Origin of the sequence: Paraburkholderia sp. J8-2, assembly GCF_905220195.1 — a bacterium.
Classification (GTDB): Bacteria; Pseudomonadota; Gammaproteobacteria; order Burkholderiales; family Burkholderiaceae; genus Paraburkholderia.
Genome location: NZ_CAJMZA010000025.1, coordinates 73,902 through 85,923, shown reverse-complemented (window position 1 = coordinate 85,923; position 12,022 = coordinate 73,902). Strand labels below are relative to the sequence as shown.

The following is a 12,022-nucleotide window of genomic DNA, read 5'->3' as shown; positions in this document are numbered from 1 at the left end:
ACGCTGGATATTGAGCGACATCGTGCAAAAAAGACGGAGGGCTCGCGGGCCCTCCGTTTTCTTGGCTCCTGCATCAGACCCGGTCGTCACTTCGAGTAATCGTTTTGAATACCAAATCTTTCATTTGAAAACCCGGGTCATGTTTCGCGCGGGAGAGGACGAAACGTTCCCGTCTTTGTCTACTGCCTGTCGCGACGTGAATGCTTGCGGCGGCAGCGCGATGCGTTTTACAAGTGCGTAGCTTACCTAATTAGTTTCGGTAACATACGAACAAAAACATAGCGAGCTTAGGCCATTACACTCCATCCCTTGTTTGGTCAGGGAGGGTTTCCATGCCTATGTCCACGACACTTGCCATTGACTCGCTGCACGGTTTTGAGTTGACGCCGGACGGCCAGTATCTGATGGTGAAGTGCAATCAACCGGGTAGCGTCGCCGTTCACTGTTCGGTCATGCACGAATTGCTCGCCGCGCTCTCCAATGCAATAGGCCGGTCCGCGCGCATTCGGCAGCGTGCGTCAAGCCTCAAGTTCACCATGCCGTGCGAGGCGTGGGAGATCGGGCGCGATTCCGGCACGGCGCAGCATCTCGTGATGAGCTTTCGCCTGCCGGGCGGAGCCGAACTGGCGTTCCGTCTGCGTCCGGCGCAGGCCGCGCACATATCCGAAGTCCTCTTGCTTGCCACCGGCGTCGCCGTGCCGCAGCGCCCCGATTCGATGCACGTGCAGTAAGCCGCCGTTCAATCCCCGCACGAGTGCCGCTCTCGTTGCACTCGCGATTGTTGTCTCACGCCGCTGAGCGGCGCCACCGCAGTCCTTACGACCGAATATCCGCATGACCGTTTCTTCCATTACGCGCTACGCCCGCGCGCTCTCGTTTGCCGGCTTCGGGCTGGGGATTTTCTCAACTGCGCACGCAACCGGGCCCTTCGTGGTTCAGGACATTCGTATCGAAGGGTTGGTGCGCATCGAACCGGGCACGGTATTCGCCTACATGCCGATCAAGCAGGGCGATACCTTCACTGACGACAAGGCATCTGATGCGATCCGCGCGCTTTATGCCACGGGATTCTTTCGCGACGTGAATATATCCACGGAAGGTCACACGGTCATCGTGCGGCTGAGCGAGCGCCCGACCATCAGCACGATCGACTTCGCCGGCATTCACGAATTCGATAAGGACAATTTGAGCAAGGCACTCAAGTCGGTCGGACTTTCCGCTGGCCGCAACTTCGACAAGTCGCTCGTCGACAAGGCCGAGCAGGAACTCAAACGCCAGTACCTCACCCGCGGCTACTATGCTGCAGAAGTCACCACGACCATTACGCCTGTCGACCAAAATCGCGTTGGACTGCTTTTCGCCGTCGTCGAGGGGCCCAACGCGAAGATTCGCCAGATCAACTTTATCGGCAATCACGTATTTCCCGAAAGCACGCTGCTCGACGAGATGCAGCTTGCCACGCCGAACTGGTTTTCGTGGTACACGAAGAACGACCTGTACGCCAAGGAAAAGCTGACGGGCGACCTCGAGAACGTTCGCTCGTACTATCTCGACCGCGGCTATCTGGAGTTCAATATCGACTCCACCCAGGTGTCGCTGTCTACCGACAGGAAAGAGATGTATCTCACCGTCTCGATCCATGAGGGTGAGCCCTATACGATCTCGGGCCTCAAGTTCTCAGGCAATCTGCTCGACCGCGAAGCAGAATTGAAGAGGCTTGTCGCGATCAAGCCGGGAGAGCGTTTCTCGGCGCAGAAGCTCAAGGACACGACCAAGCGCATGGTCGACAAACTCGGCGAGTACGGCTATGCATTCGCCACCGTGAATGCGTTGCCCGAGATCGACCAGAAGCATCACACGGTCGTGCTCACGCTACAGGTCGATCCGGGCCGACGCGTGTATGTGCGCCACGTGAACATCACCGGCAACACACGCACGCGCGACGAAGTCGTGCGCCGCGAAATGCGCCAGTTCGAAGGCGCCTGGTTCGATTCGAACCGGCTCATGCTATCCAAGGACCGCGTCAACCGGCTCGGCTATTTCACGGACGTCGATGTGAGCACGGTGCCCGTCGAAGGCACGCAGGACCAGGTCGACGTGAACGTGAACGTGGCCGAGAAGCCCACCGGGACGCTTTCGCTGGGCGTAGGTTACGGTTCCGGCTCAGGGCCGAGCATTTCGGCGGGCATCTCGCAGGACAACGTGTTTGGCTCCGGCAACAGCCTTTCGTTGAACGTGAATACGGGCTCGACGAACCGCACGCTCTCGGTCACGCAAACCGATCCGTACTTCACGGTGGACGGCATCAAACGCATTACCGATGCGTACTACCGCACTTCCTACCCGCTCTACTATTCGAGCACGAACGACACCAGCTTTCGTATCGTCTCGTACGGCGCGGACGTGAAGTTCGGCGTTCCGTTTTCCGAAGCGGATATGGTGTACTTCGGCCTTGGCATCGAGCAGGACCGCCTCGACGTCGACAGTGAGACGCCGCAGACTTACAAGGACTACGTCAATGAGTTCGGGCGCGTGTCGAACACGGTGCCGGTCACCGTGGGCTGGTCTCGCGACAATCGCGACAGCGCACTGGTGCCTAGCCGCGGCTACTACGCGCAGGCCAACGCGGAATACGGCACACCGGTCGGCACGCCGTACTACAAGACGGATGCGCAGATGCAGTACTACTACTCGTTCGCGCGCGGATTCGTGCTTGGGTTGAACTTCCAGGGCGGCTACGGCAACGGGTTGGGCGGCAAGGCGTACCCGATCTTCAAGAATTACTACGCTGGCGGCATCGGTTCGGTGCGCGGCTACGAGTCGGGCTCGCTGGGGCCGCGCGACAAGTCGACGAACGATCCGATCGGCGGCTCGAAGATGGTGGTGGGCAACATCGAGCTGACATTCCCGCTGCCGGGCACCGGCTACGACCGCACACTGCGCGTATTCACGTTTGTGGACGGCGGCAACGTGTGGGGCACGGAGGGCAGCAGCACCGGCGCGAACGGATTGCGCTACAGCTATGGCGCGGGCCTCGAATGGATTTCACCCATCGGCCCGCTCAAGCTCAGCCTTGGCTTCCCGATTGTCAGGCACGCGACCGATCAGTACCAGAAGTTCCAGTTCCAGATCGGGACGTCGTTCTAACCGGAAGCGAGAGGGCTTCCGGAGCGACGAAAAAAACCGCCCAAATGAGCGACCAGCCAGCGAGGCGCTGCGGCTCCGACGAAGTGGGAGGAGTGCTTATGTAATGCGTTTTTCAGGCTTCTAACAAGGGGAGCGATTGTCTTGTCGGCATCACGCCCGCCACGCCTTCGCCCGATTTGCCGGATAGCCTGCAGATCTGGCAGAACGAGCTCAGGGCACGCTCGCGTGCCATACACGCATCTCGAATGGTTGCCCATTTGCCGATGAACGCGCGCTCAGCTACGTCGTGACTTCTGCAGGAGCGATTTTTTGCCTGGCATTGAGCAAGCCTTCCACCATTCTTGCTTCAGCCTTGGCAATACCGTCAAGAGACACCACGGCTAGCTGGCGACCGAAGAGTTCGAACGCCACACATACCCAGGCGTAGTCAGCATCATCCATCACCCAGACGCCGTTTTCCTTCTCGGCAGCGTCGATATGCATCATCGCCGCGTGGGCTTCCTGTATGTCCGCAATTTCGTTTGGATAGTATCCGAGCCGACACAACTCCCCGGCAATCAAGAGTTGGCGCTCCAAGGTCGTGAAGAGCTCACGCGAGCCGTGCCCTCGCCGAAACGCGTCCAGGCCCGTGAAACACTGAAGGAGCATGGCTTGCGTTACGGGCTCATGCGCAGCCCGACTGAAAGTAAGTGCACGCAGCAATGGTGACATCGCCGGCCGGGTGTGTTTGCGGGTTCGTGATTTACCGGGCATGTTGATTTCAATCTCGTTGAATAACGCTCAGTCCTGCCACCAACGCAACGCTCACTGACAAAACGCGCGGGCGATATGCTGGCGGAAAAGTACAGGACGCCGGACGTGCATGCGACGATGATGGGAGGCAAAAGTTAAGACAGGCTTAAGCACCGCCGCGAGCAACGCTGTTCCTGAGACATTACTCCGCGCGTGCCGCTTGTTTCTGCGCGGCCTGTTCCTCCGCGTGCTTTTTCGCCAGGTGATGTCCGACGATACAGCCGCCAACCGCTCCTGCGACTGCGTGATGACCGGCATAGTGTCCGGCAACGCCACCCACAACGGCGCCCTTGATGCAACCGGCTGCGTTTGCCGTTCCGATACCTGCGAGTGCGGACATTGCAATAGTGAGTGTGAACTTGCTAATCGCTTTCATCGTGTAAAACCCTTTGGTTGAGTTGGGCTGATGTTGAGGCTGTTATCGAGTTTTCAACTGCAGCGCACGCGTTGCTCGTTGGCCGATATGTTCGGAAATGCGCACATCGGAGAAATGTCGCTGCCTATGTTGACGGACATAACGCTTGAGCTATCGTCGAAGTGCACGTCGGAACCGCGACGTTTGTAAGCAATTGTCAGGGGCTCACAGTAAGCGTGGCAAAGAGCGCCCGCAGGTTCTTGCCGTTCGTGGACCGTTGGCCGGGCAAACGCAAATTCCGGCAACCCGTGCAAGGATGTCTTTCGAAGGCAACCGGTGATTGTTCGCCGGTAAGGCGAATAGCAGGCCGTGTTGCGGGTGTTGCGCTGGAAATCGCGAAGCCGAACTCGTCATTCGGTTGACCTGTTGGCTTGCTTTCACGCGCCTGATTTCAGAGCCGTGACGCGTAGCGTCATCCGCACGTTCCGGCCTCACTCGCTCCGGCGTAGCGCGATACCTTCGCTGATTGCGCTAATCCACCTCACAACAAATGGTGGGAGACGTGTTTCATGCGACACGTCTCGTTACACACAAAAACACCGGTAATTTTCCGCCTCAATATAGTGCGTTCACAACTGACAAGTGAGGCACTTATGAAAAGAATCTTTGCGCTGACGCTGATGGCCGTATGTCTTGGAACCGCGCTGAGCGGCTGCATCGTGGTACCTGCAGGCGGCTACTATCACCGCTATTAACCGTAGCTGACTTTCTGCGCATTCAACTGAAACCGCCAGGCATACCTATCACGGAAAGAAAATTATGAGCATTGCACCTCGCCGCTGGTGCGCGATTACATTGGTTGCCGGCATCGGCATAGGTGTATCGGCCGCCGCCTCCGCGCACGTCGATGTTGGCGTGAACATTGGCGTCCCCGGTATTGCAGTTGCACCCCAACCAGTCTACGTCGCGCCACCGCCGGTGTATGAGGCGCCTCCGCCTGCTGTTATCGTCAGTCCTGGCTGGTATGGTGAGAGATACTACGATGGGCATCGCTACTGGGAACGCAGGGAGTGGGAGGAGCGCCATCATGATGAGCGGGAGTGGCGCGATGCCCGTGCCCATTACGACGAGCATCGCGGTGACTGGGGCCGTTACCATGACGAAGGTGGCCCGCGGGGCGACTGGCATCACGACCACGGGGACGGCGACCGGAGGCACGACCATTGATGCGAGCAGTGCCCGTCAAGTTGCTGGGCGCATCGTTCGCGGCGCCTTAGACGCCCCGTCTCCAAGCCGGACTGCCGGGTTCCCCTCGCGTGCCAGCCACGTCACAGGCCCGGCTTGGACTTGACCATATTGTCCGCCCGTAGCATGCCCGGCAGCGCATCGACGAAGAAGTCCGCCTGCAATGCTGCGCCCGCCTTGACGTCGTATTGCGCAAAGTCCCGGACACCGGCTGCCAATAGCACTTCGTCATCGAGAAAGAAATTTCCCGTGCACTCCCTCGACGGGCGGGTCAGGATATAGTGGGCCGCATCGGCGACTATCTCCGGCTTGCGACAGGCCGCAATCATATCCGCACCGCCAATCTCGTTTCGCACGGCAGCAGTCGCTATCGCGGTTCTTGGCCACAGCGAATTCACGGCGACGCCACGGTCCTTGAACTCACCAGCCAGCGCGAGGGTGAAAAGGCTCATCGTGTATTTGGCGATGGTATAGGCCGGGAAATCCTTGAACCACTTTGCGTCGGTGACGAGCGGTGGCGACAGCGTAAGGATGTGCGGATTCGCCGAATTGAGAAGGTGGGGCAGGCAGGCCTGGCTACAGACAAACGTGCCTCTCCCATTCACCTCATGCATCAGGTCGTAGCGCTTGACGGGCGTATCCAGCGTTCCCGTCAACCGGATGGCGCTGGCATTGTTCACGAGTATGTCGATGCCGCCGAACACCTCAACGGTTCTGGCGACCGCAGCCTTTACGCGTTCCTCATCGCGAATGTCGACGACCAGCGCAAGCGCCTTTCCGCCTGCAGTTTCCACGGCCGCCGCCGCCGTATGTATCGTGCCCTCAAGTCGCGGGTCCGGGTCGGCCGTCTTTGCTGCAATCACGATATTTGCGCCGTCACGCGCCGCCCGAAGTGCAATGGCAAGTCCGATACCGCGACTGCCTCCTGACATGAATAGTGTTTTGCCGGCGAGGTTCATGGTCGTCTCCTGAATACTTGGGCTGGCATGCGGTTAAGTACGAAACGCTGCTTTGCTACGAGTTAAAACAGAAAGACTGAAGTGGAAAGCTATTGATACGGCGGCGCGTCGAGCGATGGCGGCGCTGCTTTCACGGCTTCTTGACTGGAATGACCTGTCCCGTGATGTCCTCGACCAGACTTCGCTTGTACGCTTGAGCTACCACCGCGGCCGGAGTACCCGCCGAGTAAGCTTGCCCCATCGCGGCAAGCGTTTCTGAAACCCAGCCTGGGCTGACGACGTTCACCCGCGACTTGCCGTGCAGTTCGAGAGCCGCGGACCGGACGAACGCCTCGACCCCCGCATTCACGATGCCCACTACGGCACTTCCTGTGACCGGATGCTGGGACAGAATGCCGCTGGTTAGCGTCAGGGACCCGCCTTGTGCAATGTGACCGGCCGAGCACCGGACGAGATTGACCTGTCCCATCAGCTTATTCGTCAGACTGAACGCAAAGTCTTCATCGGTCAGCCATTCAAGCGGCGCAAATTTCGCGGCACCTGCGGTGCAAATCACAGCATCAACGGTTCCGAGTTGCCGGTACATTGACTCAATGGACGCCTTGTTCGCGAGGTCCACCGACAAGTCCGGGCCGTTGCGGCTCGCACCAATGACCTCGTGCTCGGGCGAGAGCAGGTGAACGATTTCCCTGCCGAGCAGTCCGGTTGCGCCAACTATCAGAATGCGCATACGTCCTCCTTATCCGGAAGCGTCAGGCCAGCGCGGAGTGACGCATCGCACGTGGCGCCAAGACGAACGAATATCGTACTACCGGCCGAGGCGGCCGTTTGGGGCGACATTCAAGTACCCGCACTCGTAATGTCGATGAAGAGAGCAGTGTGACCTCCTGAGGTTCCAGTCCTTGCGCAGGATCTGCAGCTAGTCGAGGCTCGCAGGACGAGGAGGATCCCGGCTCGCACCCGTGGCACGCCGCCGGCGGGCAAGCCTCGCCGCGCGCCTCGAATCGTCGGATTCGACGACGCCGCACCGCACAACTCCCGCTAATCTTCAGAGCATGCCCGGTGCCGTTTGTCGGCGCGCCAGAACATCATCAGAGGGGAGTTCCAGTGCAAGACGCCTATATCTACGACCACGTGCGCACGCCTCGCGGCAGAGGGCGCGCGGACGGGAGCCTTCACGAGATCACGCCGGTCCAGCTTGCCGCCCAGACGCTCGCGGCCGTGCGCGATCGCAACGGATTCGACACCGGGCTCGTCGACGACGTGATTCTCGGCTGCGTCGCGCCTATCGGCGAGCAGGGCGCGAACCTCGGCCGTGTGGCCGCGATTGCCGCCGACTATGCGCAAGGCGTGCCGGGCCAGCAGATCAACCGCTTCTGTGCGTCGGCGCTCGAAGCCGTCAATCTGGGTGCCTCGCTCGTGAGCAGTGGCCAGGCGCGCAGCGTGGTGGCGGGCGGCGTCGAATCGATGTCGCGCACGCCGATCGGCGGCGACGGCGGCCCCTGGTACGCCGACCCGCAAACAGGATGGAAGTGCTATTACGCACCGCAAGGCATCGGTGCCGATCTGATCGCCGCGCTCGACGGCTATAGCCGTGAGGACGTCGACGCCTTCGCGGTCGAAAGCCAGCGCCTCGCGGCGCAAGCATGGGACGAGGCGCGCTTCGCGAAGTCGGTGCTGTCCGTGCGCGACGTGGCCGGCGAAATCGTGCTCGAGCGCGACGAGCACATGCGACCCGGCACGACGCTCGCCGATCTGGCGCGCCTGAAGCCGGCCTTCACGGCAATGGGCAAGCAGGGCTTCGACGCGATTGCCCGCCAACGCTATCCGCATGTCGACACGATCGAGCACATCCATACCGGCGGCAATTCGTCGGGCATCGTCGACGGTGCCGCTGCGGTACTGATCGGCGGCGCCGATTTCGGCAGGCAAACGGGTCTTGCGCCGCGCGGCCGCGTGGTGGGCTTCCAGTCCATCGGCAGCGAGCCGACCATCATGCTGAGCGGCCCCGCGCCGTGCAGTGCGCGCCTCCTCGATCGGCTCGGCCTGAGCTTCGACGACATCGATCTCTTCGAGGTCAACGAAGCGTTCGCCTCCGTCGTGCTGCGCTTCATGCGCGAGACCGGCGTAGAGCGCGAGCGTATCAACGTGAACGGCGGCTCTATCGCGCTCGGTCATCCGCTTGGCGCGACGGGCGCGATGCTGGTCGGCACCGCGCTCGACGAGCTTGAGCGGCGTGGCGGCAAGCGCGCGCTCATCACGCTGTGTGCCGCCGCCGGCATGGCAACCGCCACGGTCATCGAGCGGCTCTGAGCCACCCCACACGACGAGATTGAAATGACATCCATGCAGAATCTTGCCTATGAAGTGGACCGCGACGGCGTCGCGCTGCTCGGCATCGACGTGCCGGGCCGGGCGTTGAACGTCCTTACGCCTGCGCTCCAGAACGAACTTGCCGACGCGATTGAACGCATCGCCGCCGATCCGGCTGTCAAGGGCGCGGTGCTCTTTTCGGCGAAGCCACGCGGCTTCGTCGCCGGCGCGGACCTGAAGGACCTCGTGACGGCCTTCGACCGCGGCATCACGGTCGTGCAAGCGCGCGACGAAAGCCGCCGCCTGCAGGCCATCCTGCGGCGCATGGAGACGATGGGCAAGCCGGTCGCAACCGCGCTAGGCGGGCTCGCGCTCGGCGGTGGTCTCGAGTTGGCGCTCGGCACACATTACCGCGTCCTCGCCGACGATGTGGGCGCCGTGGTCGGGCTGCCCGAAGTCACGGTGGGGCTGTTGCCAGGCGGCGGTGGCACTCAACGTTTGCCGCGCCTCATTGGCATCGCCGAAGCCTTGCCACTGCTGCTCGAAGGCAAGCCGGTCGACGCGAAACAGGCGCTCGCGCTCGGCATCGTGAACGAGCTTGCGCCTGCCGCACAGGCCATCGAGCGCGCACGCGCCTGGGTGCTTGCCCATCCCGACGCGCAGCAGCCGTGGGACAAGCGCGGCTGGGCCCCGCGCGACGCGAAGGGCGCGCCGTACAACTCGGGCCCGTACACGGCGGCCATCGCACGTCTGCACGCGACGAACCACGAAAACTATCCCGCGCCGCTCGCGATCCTTTCTTCGGTGGCGGAAGGACTCGCGGTCGGTATCGACGCGGGTCTGCGCATCGAATCGAACTACTTCGGCAAGCTGCTCGCGGGGCCCGTTGCGCGCAACCTGATCCGCACGCAGTTCATCAACAAGCCGGCCGCAGAGAAACTGGTGCGCCGCCCCGCGCAGATCGCGCCGTCGCGCGTGGAGCGTCTTGCAGTGATCGGCGCGGGCATGATGGGTCGGGGCATCGCCCGCGTTGCCGCCGAGGCCGGCATCGACGTGGTGCTGCTCGACGCGACGCAGGAAAGTGCCCGCCAGGCGCGCGCCGCGCTCGAAGCGTCGCTCTCTTCGGACGCCGCGAAAGGCCGCATTGCCCCCGCAGCGGCCGAGTCCGCACTCGCGCGCATTCGGGCGAGCGCGGACTACGCGCTGCTCGCCGACGCCGATCTCGTGATCGAAGCGGTCTTCGAGGACCGCGCCATCAAGAACGATGTCATCGCCCGTGCTGCAGAGGCGATGCCCCGAACCGCGCTGCTGGCCAGCAATACGTCAACCCTTCCCATCACGGGGCTGGCGGCGCGGTTCCCACGGGCTGCGCAGTTCATCGGACTGCACTTCTTCTCGCCCGTGCCCCGCATGCCGCTCGTCGAGGTGATTCGCGGCCGCGAGACCTCGGACGAGACGCTTGCGCGCGCGCTCGACTTCGTCAGGCAGTTGCGCAAGACGCCGATCGTCGTCAACGACAGCCCGGGCTTTTTCACGAGCCGTGTGTTCGGCAGCTATGTCGACGAGGGCTTCATGATGCTCAAGGAAGGCGTCGCGCCCGCGCTGATCGAAAACGCCGCGCGCGCGGCGGGTATGCCAGTCGGCCCGCTCGCCGTGGCAGACGAGGTCTCGCTGCCGTTGCAGTTGAAGGTCAACGAGCAGGCGATCGCCGATGGTCTCGACGAGCGCTTCCAGCGCGGCGCGGCGATCGATCTCGTCAGGAAGATGGTGCGCGAACTGGATCGTCCGGGCCGCCCGGGCGGCTTTTACGAGTATTCCGCCGAAGGCGAGAAGCGGCTGTGGCCCGGCCTCGCCGAGCACTGGCCCGCGGCCGCCGATCAACCCACGCTCGCCTACCTGCGGCTGCGCTTTTTGACGATCCAGGCGCTCGAAGCCGCGCGCTGCGTGGAGGAGGGCGTCATCGAGACGGCCGCCGACGCGGACCTCGGCTCGACGCTCGGCATCGGCTATCCGACGTGGACGGGCGGTGTGCTCTCGTATATCGACACGCATGGCCTCAAGGCTTTCGTTGCGGACTGCGAACGTTTTGCCGCGCGCCATGGAGCGCGCTACGCGCCCTCGGACTGGCTGCGCGCCCGAGCCGAGCGCAGCGAGACGTTCCACCGTGTCCAGACCGCAGCCTGACCTCGCCGGCGACAACATCATGAAAACGCGTATCACCGAACTGCTGGGCATTCGCTACCCGATCATTCAGGGCGGCATGATGTGGGTGGGCCGTGCGGAGCTTGCGGCCGCCGTCTCGAACGCAGGCGGCCTCGGCATCGTCACGGCGCTCACCCAGCCCACGCCCGAGGCGCTCGCCGAGGAAATCGAACGCTGCCGTGCGCTGACCGACCGACCCTTCGGCGTGAACCTGACCATCTTGCCGTCGATCAATCCACCGCCGTACGAGCGCTATCTCGATGTGATCCTCGAAGCGGGCGTGCGCGTACTGGAGACGGCCGGCAACAACCCGCGTCCGTTCATCGAGCGTGCGAGGGCTGCCGGTGTGAAGGTGATCCACAAGTGCGTCGCGATTCGGCACGCGTTGTCGGCCGAGCGCAATGGCGTCGACGCAGTGTCGATCGACGGTTTCGAATGCGCGGGCCATCCCGGCGAAGACGACATTTCGGGGCTCGTGCTGATTCCCGCCGCCGTGCGCAAGCTGAAGGTGCCCGTGATCGCTTCGGGCGGCATTGCGGACGGGCGTGGCCTCGCGGCGGCGCTTGCGCTCGGCGCCGAGGGCGTGAACATGGGCACGCGCTTTTGCGCGACCCGCGAGGCGCCGATTCACGACGCGATCAAGGCCGCGCTGGTCGGCGCGAGCGAGCGCGACACGCGGCTCATTTTCCGCTCGATGCAGAACACCGCGCGGGTGCTGCGCAACACGATCTCGGAAGAGGTCGTGAGCATGGAGCGCCGCCCGGGCGGCACGACTTTCGAGGAGATCCGTCCGCTCGTTGCGGGTACGCGCGGACGCGCGGCGCTCGAAGCGGGTGACGTGGACGGCGGCGTGATCACGGCGGGCCAGTGCGTCGGGCTGATCGACGATGTGCCGAGCTGCGCCCAACTGCTCGAGCGCATGGTTGCCGAGGCGCGCGAACACATTGCCGGGGCGGCGCAGCGCCTCGCCGCATAACGTTGGCGCCCGCGCCGCGGCCGGGCCGACATT

General features: G+C 62.8%; 10 protein-coding genes. 6 read left to right on the top strand and 4 right to left on the bottom strand.

Annotation, left to right across the window (positions count from 1 at the left end; translation table 11 throughout):
- Window positions 1–332 precede the first annotated feature (332 nt).
- Window positions 333–731 carry a hypothetical protein gene (locus tag U5A52_RS33310; protein ID WP_321917126.1) on the top strand — a complete coding sequence of 133 codons (399 nt, stop codon included), beginning with the start codon at window positions 333–335 and terminating at the stop codon, window positions 729–731.
- Between the two features lie 103 nt (window positions 732–834).
- The gene (bamA, locus tag U5A52_RS33305) at window positions 835–3,147 is read left to right on the top strand and encodes an outer membrane protein assembly factor BamA (protein WP_321938218.1); all 2,313 of its coding nucleotides are present in this window, start codon (window positions 835–837) and stop codon (window positions 3,145–3,147) included.
- Window positions 3,148–3,426: 279 nt separating this feature from the next.
- Here the strand turns inward: bamA and U5A52_RS33300 are convergent, their stop codons facing one another.
- Both U5A52_RS33300 and U5A52_RS33295 read right to left on the bottom strand, forming a co-directional pair.
- The gene (locus U5A52_RS33300) at window positions 3,427–3,900 is read right to left on the bottom strand and encodes a hypothetical protein (protein ID WP_321938216.1); all 474 of its coding nucleotides are present in this window, start codon (window positions 3,898–3,900) and stop codon (window positions 3,427–3,429) included.
- Window positions 3,901–4,081: 181 nt separating this feature from the next.
- Window positions 4,082–4,315, bottom strand: a complete 234-nt coding sequence (locus U5A52_RS33295) for a hypothetical protein (RefSeq protein WP_321917120.1) — start codon at window positions 4,313–4,315, stop codon at window positions 4,082–4,084.
- 798 nt (window positions 4,316–5,113) lie between these two features.
- Here U5A52_RS33295 and U5A52_RS33290 point away from each other — a divergent pair.
- A complete protein-coding gene (locus U5A52_RS33290; RefSeq protein ID WP_321938214.1) occupies window positions 5,114–5,521 on the top strand; it encodes a hypothetical protein in 408 nt (135 codons plus the stop codon).
- Window positions 5,522–5,622: 101 nt separating this feature from the next.
- Here the strand turns inward: U5A52_RS33290 and U5A52_RS33285 are convergent, their stop codons facing one another.
- Window positions 5,623–6,498, bottom strand: a complete 876-nt coding sequence (locus U5A52_RS33285; RefSeq protein WP_321938213.1) for an NAD(P)-dependent oxidoreductase — start codon at window positions 6,496–6,498, stop codon at window positions 5,623–5,625.
- Window positions 6,499–6,628: 130 nt separating this feature from the next.
- Entirely contained in the window at window positions 6,629–7,228 is a 600-nt protein-coding gene (locus U5A52_RS33280; RefSeq protein WP_321917117.1) for a short chain dehydrogenase, read from the bottom strand.
- A gap of 377 nt (window positions 7,229–7,605) precedes the next feature.
- On the opposite strand from U5A52_RS33280, the gene U5A52_RS33275 reads away from it, so the two are divergent.
- Genes U5A52_RS33275 through U5A52_RS33265 form a run of 3 tightly spaced genes read left to right on the top strand, consistent with a single transcriptional unit; the run spans window position 7,606 to window position 11,989 of the window.
- A complete protein-coding gene (locus U5A52_RS33275) occupies window positions 7,606–8,811 on the top strand; it encodes an acetyl-CoA C-acetyltransferase (protein WP_321938211.1) in 1,206 nt (401 codons plus the stop codon).
- Window positions 8,812–8,844: 33 nt separating this feature from the next.
- The gene (locus U5A52_RS33270) at window positions 8,845–10,995 is read left to right on the top strand and encodes a 3-hydroxyacyl-CoA dehydrogenase NAD-binding domain-containing protein (RefSeq protein WP_321938240.1); all 2,151 of its coding nucleotides are present in this window, start codon (window positions 8,845–8,847) and stop codon (window positions 10,993–10,995) included.
- Between the two features lie 19 nt (window positions 10,996–11,014).
- Window positions 11,015–11,989 carry a nitronate monooxygenase family protein gene (locus U5A52_RS33265; RefSeq protein WP_321938209.1) on the top strand — a complete coding sequence of 325 codons (975 nt, stop codon included), beginning with the start codon at window positions 11,015–11,017 and terminating at the stop codon, window positions 11,987–11,989.
- The last annotated feature ends 33 nt before the right edge of the window (window positions 11,990–12,022 follow it).